Below are 16,432 nucleotides of genomic sequence, written 5' to 3' on the forward strand. Positions count from 1 at the left end.
CGCCGAGCTCAGCGGTCGACCGTGGTCAGGGCCGGGTGCCCTGGCCGCCGGTGTGCGGGAGCCGCTCGGTGGGGATGACGCCGAGGCGGCCGGCCTGGAAGTCCTCGAACGCCTTGAGTAGCTCGTCGCGGGTGTTCATCACGAACGGGCCGTACTGTGCCACCGGCTCCCGGATCGGCTGACCACCCATGATGTAGAGGTCCAGCGCCGGGGTGTTGCTGTCCTGGGTGGTGTCGGCGCTGAACCGCAGCGCGTCACCCGGGCCGTGCACCGCGAGCTGGCCGGTACGCACCGGCCGCCGGTCGGCGCCGACCGTGCCGCGACCGCCCAGCACGTACACCAGGGCGTTGAAGTCGGGCCGCCAGGGCAGGTCGACCTGCGCGCCCGGCTGCACGGTGACGTGGGTAATGGTGATCGGGGTGAAGGTCGAGCCCGGGCCACGGTGCCCGGCGACCTCACCGGCGATGACCCGGATCAGCGCGCCACCGTCGGGCGTGGTGAGCAGCGCCGACTCCCGACCCCGGATGTCCTGGTAGCGGGGCGGGTTCATCTTGGCCGAGCGGGGCAGGTTGACCCACAGTTGGGTGCCGTGGAAGAGCCCGCCGCTCACCACCAGGTGCTCCGGCGGCGCCTCGATGTGCAGCAGGCCGCTGCCGGCCGTCATCCACTGGGTGTCACCGTCGGTGATGGTGCCGCCACCGCCGTTGGAGTCCTGGTGGTCGAAGACGCCGTCGATGATGTACGTGACGGTCTCGAAGCCGCGGTGCGGGTGCCACGGGGTGCCCTTGGGCTCGCCCGGCGCGTAGTCCACCTCGCCCATCTGGTCGAGGTGGATGAACGGGTCCAGGTCGGTGGTCGACACCCCGGCGAAGGCGCGACGGACCGGGAAGCCCTCACCCTCGAAGCCGCTGGGCGCCGTGGTCACCGTGCGGACCGGGCGGATCGTGGTGGCCTCGTCGAGTCGAGGCAGGCGGGGCAGGACCAGAACGTTGTCGACGGTGATCGCGGGCATGTCGAGGGCTCCTAACGTGAGGCAGGGGTGGTCGAGCTGACCCGCGATGCCCGCAGGCGCTCGCCGAGCCGGTCGAAGACCCGGGTGAGGCAGGCGACCTCGGCGTCGTCGAGGTCGTCCATCAGGTGGGTGCGCACCGACGCCAGATGGTGGGGTGCGGCTTCCCGCAGGGCGAGCAGCCCGGCGGCGGTGAGGACCGCCTCGCTGCCGCGCCGGTCGTTTGGGCAGGGCTCCTTGCTGACCAGGCCACGACGCTGCATGGAGGAGACCTGGTAGGTGAGGCGGCTGGGCGAGAAGATCAACCTGCTGGCCAGCTCGCCCATCCGTAGCCGCTGGCCGGGTGCCTCGGAGAGCAGGACCAGCACGTGGTAGTCGGCGAAGCTGAGGTCGCTGTCGACCCGCAGGTCCTCTTCCAGCTGGGTGTAGAGACGCTGGCTGGCCTCGATGTAGGCGCGCCAGGCGGCCTCTCGGGTGCTGTCCAGGCTCTCGGTCATGCCGATGACGATAGCACTCTTTCAAAATTTAAATAATGCGGTTTAGCGTTGCCTGGGTCACCTTCTCGCGCTCTGGCGGTGGGATCGTGCAGCTTTGAAGAAAGTCCGCGCTAATCCGGCGGCGCGGGGGCCACAGGTTGTGCCAGACTCCGGCCTCGTGGAACACGTGGAACTCGCCGCCGGCGACCTGTTGCTGCGCCCCTGGCGAGACGAGGACGCCCCGGCGGTGCGCGACGCCCTCCGGGACCCGGCGATCGCCCAGTGGAACCCGCAGGGCGGCGGCCCGATCGACGACGAGGTCGCGCTGCTCTGGGTGCGCCGCCGGGCCGACTGGTCCACCGGCGGTCACGCCTCGATGGCGGTCACCGCGGCGGCCGACGGTGAACTGCTCGGCTCGGTGTCGCTGCACCGCATCCACGACGGCGACGCGTCCATCGGCTACTGGACGGTGCCCGCGGCGCGGGGCCGCCGGGTGGCGGTGCGCTCCGTCGTCCGGCTCACCGAGTGGGCGTTCGCGGACCTCGGGCTGCACCGGGTGGAGCTGTGTCACGCGGTGGCCAACCCGGCGTCCTGCCGGGTCGCCGATCGCGCCGGCTACCCGGCCGAGGGGACCCTGCGCGAGTCGTACCGGTACGGCGACGGCCGCCGCTACGACGAGCACCTGCACGCCCGCCTGGCCACCGACCGCTAGGGCCGAGGTCCGAACACGCTTCGGCCCCGGCCCCGCCGCTCGCCTCGAACCGTCACTCGGTGACCTTGCGGAGGAACGCCGCGAGGGCGGTCCTGACGCGGTCGATCCTCTGCGGCAGGGGCAGAGGCTCGGGCGCGGGGGGCCCGGCGTGCTTCTTCCCCCGCAGATACAGCGAGCAGGCCAGGTCGGAGCACAGGTACGTGCCCACGGAATCGCCCTGCCGCCCGCTCGGACCGGCCTTGGGGGCAGTCATCAACGAGACGCCACCGCCGAGGTGCGTGGTCAGGCAGAACGAGCACATGCTGTGCCGCACGCGCCCCGTCCGGTGCGCCGCGGCCCGCAGCACCACCCCGGCAAGCTTGCCGTCGGTCTCGGCGACCAGGTAGGCCCGCTGCGGCGCGGAGGGATCCCGCCAGCCGAGAAAGTCGAGGTCGTCCCAGGGTCGCATCTCAAGATCGTTCGGTACGGCCAGCCGCTTCGCCTCGCCCCGGCTGCAATTGACGAAGGACGCGCGGATGACGGATTCGGTCAGGGCCAACATAGGTAGTAGCCTAGCCTCACTAGGCAAATCATTAACGTAGCTAGGTTTGGAGTGTGGTGGATGGCACGCGCAGGGGTGACCGTCGAACGCCTGACGCTGGCCGCGGCCGAGCTGGCCGACGAGGTGGGCGTGGAGAACGTCACGGTCGCCGCGCTCGCACGCCAGTTCGGGGTGAAGGACGCCAGCCTGTACTTTCACCTCAGGAACGCGCACGACCTGCGGGTCAGGATCGCCCTGCTGGCGCTGGCGGAGCTGGCCGACCAGGTCGCCGCCGCGCTCGCCGGCCGCGCCGGCAAGGACGCGTTGGTGGCCTTCGCCAACGCGTACCGCGACTACGCGCGAGAGCACCCGGGCCGCTACGCCGCCATGCAGATCGACCTCGAGCCGGAGATCGCCGCCGCGAGCGCGGGCGTCCGGCACGCCGAGATGACCCGGGCCATCCTGCGCGGCTACCGGCTCTCCGAGCCCGACCAGACCGACGCGGTGCGGATGATGCACAGCACGTTCCACGGGTTCGTGAGCCTGGAGCGCAGCGGCGGCTTCCGGCACACCCCGCGCCCCACGGACGACTCGTGGTCGCGCACCCTCGACGCTCTCGACGCCGTCCTCACCAACTGGCCGTCGCGCTGAGCTGCCACAACGTCACGGCATAGGCTCGGTGCCGTGGATGATCTGGAGTTGGCCGACTGGCGGGAGCGGATCGCCCGGCTGTACCTGTCCGACGTCGACCTGGCCGGCTTCCGCGCCGGCCGCGACGAACTCTTCGCCACCCACCCGCAGAGCCCGATCCCCGTGGCGGAGCGGCCCGGCTTCGCCGGAGTGCGCTACTTCCCGCCCAATGCCGAGGCCGTGGTCGAAGCGCCCCTGCGTCCGGCCAGCGGCGAGCTGCGCATCGACACCGGGGGTCCGGACGGGGTGGTCGCGTACCGGAGGGTGGCGGTGGCCGAAACACCGTGGGGGTCGCTGACCCTGTGGTGGATCGAGGCGTACGGGGGCGGGCTCTTCGTTCCGCTGCGCGACGGCACCTGCGGGCGGGAGAGCTACGGCGGAGGCCGGTACCTCACCGACACGGTGAAAGGCACCTTCGGCCGGGGCGTCGAGCTGCTGCCCGGCGACCGGGTCCGGCTGGACGCCAACTACCTCTACAACCCGAGCTGCGCCTACGACGACCGCTGGGCCTGCCCCCTGGCACCACCGGAGAACCGGGTCGACGTCGAGATCCGTGCCGGCGAGCTGGCGTACCAGACCCACGACCACGGTTCTTGATCGACTGAATGTCGTGACCTCGCGTCGGCTTGACCTCAAGTCGCGTTCAACGCATACGGTCGGTCGATGGTAGCGGTTCGCGAGGAGGAGTCGTCTGATGACGGTCAGCTGGGCGTACATCTATGAGCACCCGGGCAGCGACCCCCTCGGTGACCGGGTCGTTCTGGACCGCGGCGGCCAACGCACCTATCTCGTGCCCGTGCCGGACCCGGCGATGGCCCCCGCCGTGGCGGTGGACCTGCTGGCCGAGGGGGTCGCGCTGATCGAGCTGTGCGGTGGGTTCGCGCTGGCGGCAGCGGCACGGGTGGCCGAGGCCGTCGGCGGGCGGGTGCCGGTCGGGCACGTCACGTTCGCGGTGGACTCGGTGCGCGGTGCCACGCGGTACGGCGAACTGTTCGAGGCTGACCCGTCCCCACCTGGTTGAACGACGAATCGGCCGCCCCGGCGTGCTGCCGGGACGGCCGTCGGTCATGGCTCAGCGGGCGTTCCCCGCCGAGCTGGACATCTGCATCCGGCCGAGCAGCTGTCGCGCCTGGTCGGCGAGCTGTGCGTCGACGGTGACCGCGTACTGGCCGGCGCGCAGTGAGCTGGCCGAGGTGAAGTCGCGCTGCCCGCCCGTCATCGCGTGCGCGACCGCGCCGAACACGGCACCCCAGATCGCACCGATGACCAGTCCGACCAGGATCACCGCCAGCCAGTTGCCGACGGTGAAGATGCCGAACAACAGGCCGATGAAGAGCCCGAACCAGGCGCCGGTGCCGGCGCCGAGCAGGCCGGCTCGACCGGTGGTCATTCGCCCGAGCACCGTCTCCACCAGGGTGAGGTTGGTGCCGACGATGGCGCTGTGCTCCACCGGGAAACGGTTGTCGGCCAGGTAGTCGACGACCCGCTGCGCGGTCGGATAGTCCGGGTACGAGCCGATCGTCACGGTCGGCGGGCCGGTCTCCGGACCGTGGCCGTCCCCGGCCGGTGTCGACAGGCGGCCGGCCGGCCCGGATGGAAGCAGGTCGCCACCCTGTGTGCCGGACCGCCAGGCGGCGGTCGGCCCCGAAGCTGACGTCATGAGCATCCTCCCTCGTCAGCTCCCCGCGTTCCCCTCCAGGCCGACCGGTAACCGGTGTCCGCCGTCGGGCAGGAGGGAATGGGCGCGGACTACCCGGGTAGCCAGTCAGGTGGAGAGCGGACAGATCAGCGACTACGGCTTCCTCGCCGACGGCCGCAGCGCGGCGCTGGTGGACGCCTCGGGCTCGGTGAACTGGTGGTGCCCGGGCCGCTTCGACGCCCCGTCGGTGTTCGGGCGGCTGCTCGACGACGGCGCCGGGCACTGGTCAATCCAGCCCGAGGGCGACTACCGCGTCGAACGCTGCTACCTCGACGAAACCCTGGTGCTGCGGACGGTCTTCCACACCGCGCAGGGGAAGGTCGCGCTGACCGACGCGCTCGCCTTGGAGCCCGGCTCACGCGGTCACGACATCGGACTGCACTCGCCGCAGGTGCTGGTCCGTTCGGTGGAAGGGCTGTCCGGCGCGGTGCCGATGCGGGTGCACTACCGGCCGCGCTTCGAGTACGGCCGCACCATCGCGTACCTGATCGAGCGGGAGGACATGCTGGAGGCCATCGCCGGGGCCGCCCGACTCACCCTGCGCGGCAGCATGCGGTTGACCGCCGGCGACGGCGAGGCCACCGGGACGTTCATCGCCCGCGCCGGCACGAAACACAACTTCACCCTCGGGTACGCCCCGACCTACGACGCCCCGCTGCCCGAGGTGCCGGACGCCGACCAGACCATCGCCGACACGGTGGCCGGCTGGCGGTCCTGGGCGGACGAGCACGAATACGACGGGCTCTACGCCGAGCAGGTGCGGCGCAGCCGGCTGGTGGTGCAGGGCATGACGTACCGGCCCAGCGGCGCGGTGGTGGCCTCGGTGACCACCTCGCTGCCGGAGAAACTTGGCGGGGACCGCAACTACGACTACCGCTACGTCTGGGTGCGCGACTTCAGCCTGACCCTGCGGGCGCTGTGGCGGACGGCGTGCCTGGACGAGGTGCAACGGCAGTTCGCCTGGTTGGGCCGGGCGATGGGCCGCATCGACGACAAGCCGGCGCCCATCATGTACGGGGTGCTGGGGGAGCGGGACCTCACCGAGCACCGCCTGGAACAGCTCGGTGGCTACCGTGGCAACCCACCGGTGGTGATCGGCAACAATGCCTGGCAGCAGCGGCAGACCGACATCTTCGGCGAGGCGATGGATGCCGCCTGGTTGATGCGCGACAAGTTGGAGCCGCTGGGCCCGGAGGTGCGCCACGTGCTGCGGGTGCTCGCCGACCAGGCCGAACGGGACTGGTCGTTGCCCGACGCGGGCATGTGGGAGGAGCGCGGCATCCAGCACCACCATGTGTCCTCGAAGGTGCAGTGCTGGGTCGCCCTGGACCGGGCGGTCCGCTTCGGTGACAAGCTCGGCGAGCCGCAGGACGTGGCCCGCTGGGCGGCTGCCCGCGACGCGGTGCGCGCGGAGGTGCTCGAGCGGGGCTGGAACGAACGGCTCCAGTCGTACACCGGTAGTTTCGAATCCGACGACCTGGACGCGTCGGTGCTGGTGATGCCGCTGGTCGGCTTCCTGCGGGCCGACGACCCGCGGATGCGTTCGACGACCCGCGCGGTGGAGCAGCGGCTCTCCCACGGCGGCCTGCTGCGGCGGTGGGACGGCGACCCGGCGGGGTTCCTGATCTGCTCGTTCTGGCTGGTCTGTTGCCTGGCGCTGGCCGGGGAGCGGGACCGGGCGCACGAGTTGTTCCGGGGGTTGGCGGAGCGGGTCAACGACCTCGGCCTGTTCGCCGAGCAGATCGACCCGCTGACCGGGGAGCAGCTGGGCAACTTTCCCCAGGCGTTCTCCCACATCGGCTTGATCAACGCCGCCGGTGTGCTGACCGACGTCGAGCGGGACCCGACGCTGCGTCAGTGCGGAATGCCTCCGGCGTACTTCTCTCCGGTGCGCCCCTGACCCGGACTTTCGCCCAGATCGTGACAACTTTCTATCTGCTGACGCGAAATTCTATCGCTTTCCAGTGAAAGACGTTAATGTCCGGGACACCCTGCGGTGCTCCTCCAGTCGGCGGGAGCGGCACCGAGATCCCCCGGACAGCTGGAGGTCTCGTGTCCCGCACACCGCGCCGACGTCTCGTCAGCGCCACCACCCTGCTCACCGTCCTGGTCGCCCTCTGCTTCGTGCCGCAGGCAAGCGCTCGCCCGGCCGCCGCGTCCCCGGCCCGGGCTGCCGCCCTGGCGCCACCCGCCACCATCGGTTTCGAGAAGGTCGCCCTCGACGGCGGTCTCTCCATGGGTGAACCGATCGAACTGGCCGTCGCCCCCGACGGCAAGGTCTTCTACATCAACCGGGGCACCAGCAGCGCCGGTGGCCAGGTCCGCCTCTACAACCCGGCGACGAGATCCACCACGGTGGCCCTGACCCTGGCGTTGGACGCCCGCTTCGAGGACGGCCTGATCGGCATCACCCTGCACCCGAGCTTCGCGAGCAACCGCTGGGTCTACCTCTTCTACTCGCCGAAGGTCACCCCACTGGTCAACCGGATCAGTCGGTTCACCTTCAACCCGTCCACCCTGCTGCTCGACCCGGCCAGCGAGGACGTGGTCATCGAGTGGCCCACCGAACGCGATCTCTGCTGCCACTCGGCCGGCTCGATGAGCTGGGACACCGCCGGCAACCTGTACTTCGCCGTCGGTGACAACACCAACTCCGGCGGCGACTCCGCCGGCATGGCCCCGATCGACGAGCGAACGAGCCGCAACGCGCAGTACGACGCCCAGCGCACCTCCGGCAACACCAACGACCTGCGCGGCAAGATCAACCGGATCCATCCGGAGAATGACGGCAGCTACACCATCCCCGCCGGCAATCTCTTCGCCGCCGGCACCGCGCGAACGCGCCCGGAGATCTACGTGATGGGCGTGCGCAACCCGTACCGGATCTGGGTGGACCGCAAGGCCAACAACACCCTCTACTGGGGTGAGGTCGGCCCGGATGCCGGCGCCGACCTCGCCAACCGCGGCCCGGCGGCGTACGACGAGTTCAACCGGGCCAATGGGCCCGGCAACTACGGCTGGCCGTACTGCGGTGGCCCCAACGTGGCCTACAACGACTGGGACTTCGCCACCGGCACGCCGCGCGGCTGGTTCCCCTGCGGCGGCTCGACCGGCCCGGTCAACAACTCACCCCGCAACACGGGAATCCAGCAGCTTCCGCCGACGAAACCGGCACTGGTCTGGGAGCAGCACGGCGGCAGTGAGGACTGGCCGGCGCTGGACAACCCGGGTGGGTGTGGGTCACCCAACCACGTCGAGGTCTACCACTACGACCCGAACCTCGTCTCGGACGTGAAGTGGCCGGCCTACTACGACAACAAGTGGCTGATCTCCGAGTACTGCCGCAACTGGATCAAGGAGGTCCAGTTCGACAACGGCAACCCCTCCACCGGCGCGCCGACCATCATCGAGCCGGTGCTCGCCGGCATGAAGCTCGTCCACCCGATCGATTGGCAGTTCGGCCCGGACGGCTCGCTCTACCTGCTGGAATACGGTAGCGGCTACTTCTCCGGCGCGGCCGACGCCGGCCTCTACAAAATCAACTATGTCCAGGGTGGCCGATCGCCGGTGGCCAAGGCCACCGCCAACCGGGACAACGGCCTGGCCCCCCTCTCGGTGACCTTCTCCAGCGCCGGCAGCTCGGATCCGGACGGCGACCCGCTGACGTACGCCTGGGACTTCACCAACAACGGCAGCACCGACTCGACCGCCGCGAACCCGTCCTTCACGTACTCCGCCAACGGCAGCTACAGCGCCCGGCTCACCGTCAACGACGGCACCGGTCGCAGCGCCACCACAGTGGTGTCGGTGGTGGTCGGCAACAACCGACCGACGGTCACGTTGACCGGGCTGCCCGCCGGCGGGCTCTTCGACTGGGGGCAGGACCTGACGGTGGGCGCCACCGCCAGTGACCCGCAGGACGGCACGCCCGCCTGCTCGGCGGTGGTCGTCCGGGCCGCGCTGGGCCACCAGGAGCACGCCCACGAGGAGGGGGAGGGAACCGGCTGCGGCGCGACCTTCAACACCGGCCCGGTGCACGCCGGCCCCGACTCGGTGCTGTTCTTCGTCCTGCGGGGCAGCTACACCGACCGCGGCGCGACCGGCTCGGCCGTGCTCACCGGTGAGCAGGAGATCAGCCTCTACCCGAAACAGTGGCAGGCCGAGCACTTCATCCAGCTCAACGGCCCCAAGGTGATCGACCAGGCGGCTGCCGAGGGCGGCAAGCGGCTCGGCGACGTCCAGAACGGCGAGAGCGTCCGGCACCACGCGGTGAGCCTCAAGGGGATCACCGGCGTCCGGGCCCGGGTCTCCTCCGGCGGCCCCGGGGGCACCCTCTCCTTCCGGTACGACTCACCGACCGGCACCGAGGTCGCCCGGATCGCGGTGCCCAACACCGGCGGCTGGGACAACTACACCGAGCTGAGCGCCACGGTGACCAGGCCCGACGACGGCACCCACGACCTCTACCTGGTCGCCACCGGCGGCAGCGGGGCGCTGCTGGACGTGGACAGCTACACCTTCACCGGTCCCGGCGTCGGCACCGGCGGGCCGCGCACCGGTGAGGTCAAGGCCCTCGGCAAGTGCGCGGACATCGCCTCCAGTCAGACCGCGAACGGCACCAAGGTGCAGACCTGGACCTGCAACGGCACCGCCGCCCAGCGCTGGACCCTGCCCGGCGACGGCACGGTGCGCGGGCTCGCCAAGTGCCTGGACGTGAAGGCGAGCGGCACCACCGACGGCACCCTCGTTCAGCTCTACGACTGCAACGGCAGCGGGGCCCAGCAGTGGGCCGCCCAGCCGGACGGCAGCCTGCGCAACCCACAATCCGGGCGTTGCCTGGACATCCCCAACTCGGACCTCACCGACGGTCGGCAACTGCGGATCTGGACCTGCAACGGCACCGGGGCGCAACGCTGGACCCTGCCGTGACCGCCCCCTGACCGGCTCGGCACCCGTACCCGAGCGTCGTTGACGCACGGGGCCGGGCGGCGGAGGCGGAGCCCGGCCGTCCACCCACGTCCCCCGGGGTGGGCGGCCGGGACTCGGGGGGACAATGCCGGTATGCGGCTGGTGCTCACGGCGGACACCCACGTACCGAAGCGGGCCCGGGACCTGCCCGGGCCCCTCTGGGCGGCCATCGAGGCCGCCGACGTGGTGGTGCACGCCGGCGACTGGGTGGACGAAGCCCTGCTCGACGCGATGACCGCGCGGTCGCGCCGACTGATCGGGGTGTACGGCAACAACGACGGCCCGGCGCTGCGCGCCCGGCTACCGGAGGTGGCCCGGGTCGAGCTGGACGGCCTGCGGGTGGCGGTGGTGCACGAGACCGGGCCACGGACCGGCCGCGAGAAGCGGTGCGCGGCCCGCTTTCCCGACGTCGACCTGCTGGTCTTCGGGCATTCGCACATCCCCTGGGACACCGAGGCGCCCGGTGGGCTGCGCCTGCTCAACCCCGGCTCACCCACCGACCGCCGCTCCCAACCCCACGCCACCTACCTCACCGCCGAGCTGAACGCCGGCACCCTCACCAAGGTCCAGCTACACCGCCTACCCCGCCCCTAACCCTCCGCGCGCCCCGCGCCCCCGCGTGAGTGCGGGGGTGCAGGGGTGCGGGGTTACTGACCTCGGCCGGTCTTGGCCTGGAGTTCGTCGATGCGCTTGGACGCCTCGGCCTTGGTCAGGTCGTCCGGGAGGTCGGCGTGGGCCTCCCGGGCCAGCGTGCTCAGGTAGGACTCCTGAGCGGCGGTCGGCGGCTCGTCGCCGGTGACCCACTCGTCCGGATCCTTGATCGCGGCGTTCTGGTCGGCCTGCTCGGTGCGGCGGTCCGTCATCGTCATCACCCTTTCTTTCGAACAGGTGTGCCAGTACCCCGATCGCCGGTGGTTCATGCCCGAACGCCGCCACCTACGATCATCGGATGACGGTGGACCGGTCGGGTGTGGTGGTGGTCGGGGCGGGCATCGCCGGGGTGGCCTGTGCGATCGAGCTGACCCGGGCCGGGGTGCCGGTGCAGGTCCGGGAGCGGGGGCACGTCTGCGGTGGCCGGATGGCCAGCAAACGCTTCCAGGGCCGGCCCGCGGACATCGGCGCCGCCTACTTCACCGCCACCGACCCGGACTTCGCCGCGCTGGTCGAGCAGTGGCGGGCCGCCGGGCTGGTCCGCGAGTGGACCGACACCTTCCAGGCGTACGACCGGAGCGGGAACCACGAGGTGCCCGGGCCGGTGCGGTTCGCCGCCCCCCGCGGGCTGCGCTCGTTGGTCGAGCACCTGGCCGGCGAGGTGCCGGTGACCGTCGACCGGCTGGTGCTCACCGTGGAGCCCGGCCCGGTCGTGGACGGGCAGCCCTGCGCGGCCGTCGCCCTGGCCATGCCGGGCCCACAGGCCGCCCTGCTGCTCGACCCGGCCCTGACCGACGCCACCCGGGTCGTGCAGGAACAGCGCTGGTCGCCGTCGCTGGCCGCGGTGCTGCGCTTCCCGACCCGTCGCTGGCCGGACTTCCGGGGCGCGTTCGTCAACGAGCACCCGGTCCTCAACCTCGTCTGCGACGACGGTGACCGGCGCGGGGACGGCGCGCCGGTGCTGGTCGCGCACACCGTGCCGGAGTTCGCGGCCGGGCACCTGGCCCAACCCACCGGGGCCGGCCCGGCGATCGAGCAGGCCGTCCGGGATCTGCTCGGGCTGCCCGAGCAGGCCGTCGACGTGCACGTGCACCGCTGGACGTACGCGAAGCCGACCAGCGACACCGGCGGCGCCACCCACCGCCTCGACGCCGACGGAATCGGCCTGGCCGGCGACGCGTTCGGCAAGCCCCGGGTGCAGAGCGCCTGGCGCTCCGGCCGGGACCTGGGCCGCGCGCTGGCCGCCCGGCTGGCCTAAGCCGTCTGCTCAGGCGTGCCCGGCTGCCGCGACGGGTCGGGCGTCGGCGTCCCGCTCGGCCGGGTCGGAGGTCCGCTCGCCCTCCCGGTCCAGCAGCTGCATGACCGGGGTCGCCGTGATGCCGTGCACCACCACGGAGACGAGCACCACCAGCCCGACGGTCGCCCAGAGCAACTCGGCCTGCGGGAAGTCGGCCTTCGTGGTGGCGTACGCGAGGTAGTAGAACGAGCCGACACCGCGAATGCCGAACAACGAGATGACCCAGTGCTCGGCCGGGCGTCCCGGGGCGCCGCGCAGCGACAACCAGCCGATCAGCGGCCGTACCAGGAACACCAGCGCCAGCCCGACCGCGGCCGCCGGCCAGGTCAGCGGACCCAGCAGGCCACCCACGATCGCGCCGCCGAGCAGCAGCAACAGCACCAGGGTGAGCAGCCGTTCGACCTGCTCGGCGAAGTCGTGCAGCACCGAGTGGAACTCGTGGGTCCGCTCGGCGGACCGGATGGCCCGGGCGGCCACGAACACCGCCAGGAAGCCGTACCCACCGACCACTTCCACCAGCCCATACGCCAGGAAGGTGGCGGCCAGGGCCAGGAAGCCCTCGGCGTGCCGGGCCAGCCGCAGCTGGCTGGGCGCGCGGAAGAACAGCTTGCCGAGCAGCCAGCCGATGAGCAGGCCACCGCCGACGCCGACGCTGATCTTCCAGAGCACGTCCACGGTGAACCACTCGGCCAACCAGTCGCCTGGGGCGAGGCTGGTCGAGGCGATGGCGATGGCGGCGTAGACGAACGGAAACGCCAGCCCGTCGTTGAGGCCCGCCTCGGAGGTCAACGCGAAGCGGACCTCGTCCTCGGAATCCTCCACGTCGGTCGGCTCGCCGACCTGCACGTCGGCGGCGAGCACCGGATCGGTGGGCGCCAGCGCGGCGCCCAACAACAGCGCGGCGGCCGGCACCAGCCCCGCCCACCACCAGCCGAGCAGGGCCACCGCCGCGATGCACAGGGGCATCGCGATCGCCAGCAGCCGCCAGGTGGACGACCACCGCCGCCAACTCAACGGCCGGTCGATCTTCAGCCCGGCGCCCATCAGCGCGACGATCACCCCGATCTCGGTGAGGTGGGTGGTCAGCTCCGGGTGGGCCAGGGGGTCCGGTGACGGCAGCCCGACCGGCAGCAGGAACACCAGCATGCCGAGGGCGAGAAAGGCGATCGGCATGGACAGCGGGCGCCGCTCCAGCACCCGCGGCAGGATGCCCGCGAGCAGAGCGCCCAACCCCACCAGCGCGAACGCCACATCTACCGGCTCCACGGCACCACCCTTCTGCCCGCACCCGCGAGCGCGGGCAGGTGGTGACAGTCCTTGCCCCGCAAGGGCTCCGGCTATGCGCGTCCGCGCCGGTGGACCGGAATGATCCTCACCGGTGCCGGGTCAGCGGCGAGTCCGCCAACTCGTGCAACAGCGCGGCCGGGTCGTCGTACACCGCCACGGCACCCGCGCCGGCGAGCTCGCCGCGGCTGGTGCCACCGCAGGTCAGGCCCACACAGGGAATGTTCAACTTCCCGGCCGCGACGACGTCCCACACCGAGTCGCCGACGAAGACCACCCGCTCGGCGGGCAACCCGGACTGCTCAAGCGCCGCGACCAGGATGTCCGGTGCCGGCTTGCTCTGCTGGGCGTCCTGCGAGGAGGTGATCGTGTCGATCACGTCATCGGCGGCCAGCGCCCGGCGCAGCGCGCCCACCTCGGGTTCCGAGGCGGAGGTGGCGAGCACCACCCGCAGCCCCCGCTCGGCGCAGGCGCGCAGCAGGTCGGCCGCCCGGGGCAGCGGCGTGAGTCGTTCCCAGTACTCGGCGTAGAGGGTGTCGTGCGCGTCGCGCAGCTTCGAGTCGGCGTCGCGGTCCCGCTCCGGGCCGAGGAGATGGTCCAGGAGTTTGTCCGACCCCATCCCGATCGAACGGTGCACCACCGCCATCGGCACCGGCTGGTCGGTCTGCCGCAACGCCTCCCACCAGCTCACGGTGTGCAGGTACGTGGTGTCGACCAGGGTGCCGTCGATATCGAAGAGGACCCCGGCGGGCCGGTCGGTACGCATGGGCGTCCTCCTACCCTCGAGCGTCTCAGGGATGCGCGGCTGGCGGGGTGAGGATCTCGAACCAGACGGTGGAGCCGCGGACCGACGGGTCGGTGCCCCAGGCGTCGCTGAGCTCCTCGATCAGGCCGAGACCGCGCCCGCGACTGCTCAACGTGTCGGTACGGGCCCGGGTCACGGTGCCCCGGGTGCCGGAATCCGCGACCGAGACGAGCAGCCGCTCCGCGCTGAGGTCGATCTCCACCCGGGCGGCCGTGCCGGCGTGCAGCAACGCGTTGGTGGTCAGCTCGCTGGTGCAGAGCACCGCCGCCCCGATCACCGACTCGGCCACCTGCCACTCGGTGAGCTGGCCGGTCAGCCAGTGCCGGACCCGGCTGGGCGCGGTCGGCTCCGCGGGCACCTCCATGCTCGCCGAACGACTCGGCTTGAGCGCGTGCTCGACCGCCAGCACGGCCACGTCGTCCTCGGTGCCGCCCGGGACCGCCGCGGTGGCCACCGCGCAGAGCGCGCGTGGGTCACCACTGCCGGCCTTGGCGATGGCGTCGCTCAGAGTGGCCAGCCCGGCGCTCAGGCTCTGCCGGCGACGCTCCACCACCCCGTCGCTGAACAGCAGCAGGGTGTCACCGGGACGGAACGCGACAGTCGTGGTGCCCGGCCGACCGCCCAGCCCCAGCGGCGGCCCGGCCGGGACGTCGACGTACTCGGCGTGGAACCGACCACCCGGGTCGACCCGGCGGATCAACGGCGCGGGGTGACCGGCGCTGGACAGGGTCAGCTCCCGCCGCTCCGCGTCGATCACCCCGAACGCCACGGTGACGAACAGCTCGTGGGTGCCGGCCTCCACGCCGAGGCTGGTCACCAGCCGGTCCAGGCCGGCCAGGACCGCGTCGGGCGTCGGGTCGGCCAGCGCCAGGGCGCGCAGCGCGGCCCGGACCTGCCCCATCCGCGCGGCGGCCTGCACGTCGTGCCCGGCCACGTCGCCCAGCACCACGCCGAGCGAGCCGTTGGGCAGCAGGAACGCGTCGTAGAAGTCGCCGCCGGCCGCGTTGCCGTCGACGCCCGGGTCGTAGCGGGCCGCGATCCGCAACCGGGGCAGATCCGGCAGGTGCTCCGGCAACATGCTGCGTTGCAACAACTGGGCCGTGCCGTGCTGGGTCTCGAACCGGCGGGCCCGTTCCGCGGCCTGACCGATCAGCTCGGCCGAGGCGGCCAGCAGCGCCCGCTCGGCGGGTGACCAGGTGTGCGGGACCTGGTAGCCGACCGCCAGCCCACCGCGCACCACCGAGGTACCCAGCGGCAGGGCCGCCATCGCGCGGATCTTCTGGTCGTGGCGGTCGACGGCGGTGTCCCGCAGCGGTTGCCCGTCCCGGGTGAACGACGGGCCGCCGGAGCGGGCCGCCTGCACCACGGGGGCCGACCAGTCCGCCGCGGCGCGCCGCCAGAGTGGGGGCAGCCGCTCGTCGGCCTCGTCCAGCAACTCGCCACGGACCCGACGCACCATGCGCCAGCCGCCGCCGCCCTCGTCGACCGCGAACGACGCCTGGTCGGGGTCGAACGTGGTGATCGCGTACCGCAGCGCCACCCGGGCCACGTCGTCGAGGGTGAGGGTGCCGGCGAGCGCCGCGGCCACCTCGCTGAGGCTCTGCAACTGCTCGGTGACGTGGGTGGTCTCGGCCGCGACCGTCAACACGCCGACGATCTGCCCGGCGCTGTCGCGCACCGGCGAGTAGCCGCGGGTGAAGACCGCCTGCTCCACGGTCGCGGAGTGCCCACGGACCAGCGGCAGGGTGGACTCCTTCTCCAGGAAGGGCACGCCCTGCCGGTAGCTGCGCTCGATCACCGCCCCGACACCGGGCAGCGCCCAGATCTCCGCGAACACCTCGGCGGCCGGTCGGCCGAGGGCGCTCGGGTGCTTGGTGCCCAGCAGCTCGGCGTAGCCGCCGTTGTAGAGCAGGACGAGGTCGTCGCCGTAGGCCAGGGCCATCGGCATCGGCGAGGCGAGGATCAGCTGCACCACGGCCCGCAACGCGACGTCCCAGTCCTCGGGTGGGCCCAGCGGGGTGTTGGCCCAGTCGTGGGCGAGCACGCCGACGGCCGGATCGGACCCCGTGGGTGCGCCCGGGCCCGGAGTTGCTGGCGTGGGGATCCGCCCGACCGTTCCTGGCATGTTCGCAGCCTAGTCGGCCGACCGGAAAAGGCATCCGACCACGGCGGCGGGCCGTCGCCGCGTCCGTCGCGGTGGCCGTTCGGGCAGTTCAGGGCCCCTGTCCGGAGGTCTGTCGCAAAAAACGCCGCGCGCTGCGCGGACTGCCGGACCGGTAGCCGGGTATGCGCCCGGCGCAGTCCATGCGACAGGAGGGACA

At 71.9% G+C, this 16,432-nt stretch carries 16 protein-coding genes; 8 read left to right on the top strand and 8 right to left on the bottom strand.

All coding sequences use genetic code 11. The annotated features are described in order from the left end of the window. Positions 1–25 precede the first annotated feature (25 nt). Entirely contained in the window at positions 26–1,012 is a 987-nt protein-coding gene (locus tag AC5L30_RS08390; RefSeq protein ID WP_494866332.1) for a pirin family protein, read from the bottom strand. A gap of 11 nt (positions 1,013–1,023) precedes the next feature. Beyond that, positions 1,024–1,506, bottom strand: coding sequence for a MarR family winged helix-turn-helix transcriptional regulator (locus tag AC5L30_RS08395; protein WP_494866333.1), 483 nt, complete (start codon positions 1,504–1,506; stop codon positions 1,024–1,026). A 157-nt stretch (positions 1,507–1,663) separates the two neighbouring features. Here AC5L30_RS08395 and AC5L30_RS08400 point away from each other — a divergent pair, with 157 nt between their 5' ends. Further along, positions 1,664–2,197 (top strand): GNAT family N-acetyltransferase, encoded by a 534-nt coding sequence (locus AC5L30_RS08400; RefSeq protein WP_494866334.1) that lies wholly within the window; start codon positions 1,664–1,666, stop codon positions 2,195–2,197. Positions 2,198–2,249: 52 nt separating this feature from the next. On the opposite strand, the gene AC5L30_RS08405 is transcribed toward AC5L30_RS08400, so the two are convergent. Beyond that, positions 2,250–2,738, bottom strand: a complete 489-nt coding sequence (locus AC5L30_RS08405) for an FBP domain-containing protein (RefSeq protein ID WP_494866335.1) — start codon at positions 2,736–2,738, stop codon at positions 2,250–2,252. Between the two features lie 60 nt (positions 2,739–2,798). Here AC5L30_RS08405 and AC5L30_RS08410 point away from each other — a divergent pair, with 60 nt between their 5' ends. From AC5L30_RS08410 to AC5L30_RS08420, 3 genes are all read left to right on the top strand, one after another. Then, entirely contained in the window at positions 2,799–3,368 is a 570-nt protein-coding gene (locus AC5L30_RS08410; RefSeq protein ID WP_494866336.1) for a TetR/AcrR family transcriptional regulator, read from the top strand. A gap of 33 nt (positions 3,369–3,401) precedes the next feature. Beyond that, positions 3,402–4,004: a DUF1684 domain-containing protein gene (locus AC5L30_RS08415; protein WP_494866337.1), complete on the top strand. Its 603-nt coding sequence runs from the start codon at positions 3,402–3,404 to the stop codon at positions 4,002–4,004. Positions 4,005–4,101: 97 nt separating this feature from the next. Next, complete coding sequence (locus AC5L30_RS08420) at positions 4,102–4,428, top strand: DUF6506 family protein (RefSeq protein ID WP_494866338.1); 327 nt, start codon at positions 4,102–4,104, stop codon at positions 4,426–4,428. A gap of 51 nt (positions 4,429–4,479) precedes the next feature. Here the strand turns inward: AC5L30_RS08420 and AC5L30_RS08425 are convergent, their stop codons facing one another. Continuing rightward, a complete protein-coding gene (locus AC5L30_RS08425; RefSeq protein ID WP_494866339.1) occupies positions 4,480–5,067 on the bottom strand; it encodes a YflT domain-containing protein in 588 nt (195 codons plus the stop codon). A gap of 109 nt (positions 5,068–5,176) precedes the next feature. On the opposite strand from AC5L30_RS08425, the gene AC5L30_RS08430 reads away from it, so the two are divergent. The 3 genes from AC5L30_RS08430 to AC5L30_RS08440 all read left to right on the top strand — a co-directional run bounded on the left by AC5L30_RS08430 (position 5,177) and on the right by AC5L30_RS08440 (position 10,668). After that, positions 5,177–7,006 (top strand): glycoside hydrolase family 15 protein, encoded by a 1,830-nt coding sequence (locus AC5L30_RS08430; protein ID WP_494866340.1) that lies wholly within the window; start codon positions 5,177–5,179, stop codon positions 7,004–7,006. Positions 7,007–7,158: 152 nt separating this feature from the next. Further along, a complete protein-coding gene (locus AC5L30_RS08435) occupies positions 7,159–10,035 on the top strand; it encodes a ricin-type beta-trefoil lectin domain protein (protein WP_494866341.1) in 2,877 nt (958 codons plus the stop codon). Between the two features lie 132 nt (positions 10,036–10,167). Further along, entirely contained in the window at positions 10,168–10,668 is a 501-nt protein-coding gene (locus AC5L30_RS08440; protein ID WP_494866342.1) for a metallophosphoesterase family protein, read from the top strand. Positions 10,669–10,721: 53 nt separating this feature from the next. Here the strand turns inward: AC5L30_RS08440 and AC5L30_RS08445 are convergent, their stop codons facing one another. Further along, a complete protein-coding gene (locus AC5L30_RS08445) occupies positions 10,722–10,943 on the bottom strand; it encodes a DUF3072 domain-containing protein (RefSeq protein WP_494866343.1) in 222 nt (73 codons plus the stop codon). 101 nt (positions 10,944–11,044) lie between these two features. Here AC5L30_RS08445 and AC5L30_RS08450 point away from each other — a divergent pair, with 101 nt between their 5' ends. Then, positions 11,045–11,983: an NAD(P)/FAD-dependent oxidoreductase gene (locus tag AC5L30_RS08450; RefSeq protein ID WP_494866566.1), complete on the top strand. Its 939-nt coding sequence runs from the start codon at positions 11,045–11,047 to the stop codon at positions 11,981–11,983. Between the two features lie 9 nt (positions 11,984–11,992). On the opposite strand, the gene AC5L30_RS08455 is transcribed toward AC5L30_RS08450, so the two are convergent. From AC5L30_RS08455 to AC5L30_RS08465, 3 genes are all read right to left on the bottom strand, one after another. Continuing rightward, positions 11,993–13,288 carry a cation:proton antiporter gene (locus AC5L30_RS08455; protein ID WP_494866344.1) on the bottom strand — a complete coding sequence of 432 codons (1,296 nt, stop codon included), beginning with the start codon at positions 13,286–13,288 and terminating at the stop codon, positions 11,993–11,995. A 106-nt stretch (positions 13,289–13,394) separates the two neighbouring features. Then, complete coding sequence (locus tag AC5L30_RS08460) at positions 13,395–14,072, bottom strand: HAD family hydrolase (RefSeq protein WP_494866345.1); 678 nt, start codon at positions 14,070–14,072, stop codon at positions 13,395–13,397. Positions 14,073–14,097: 25 nt separating this feature from the next. Then, positions 14,098–16,236 carry an ATP-binding SpoIIE family protein phosphatase gene (locus AC5L30_RS08465; RefSeq protein WP_494866346.1) on the bottom strand — a complete coding sequence of 713 codons (2,139 nt, stop codon included), beginning with the start codon at positions 16,234–16,236 and terminating at the stop codon, positions 14,098–14,100. Positions 16,237–16,432: the final 196 nt, after the last annotated feature.

It is taken from the genome of Micromonospora sp. BQ32, assembly GCF_059358895.1.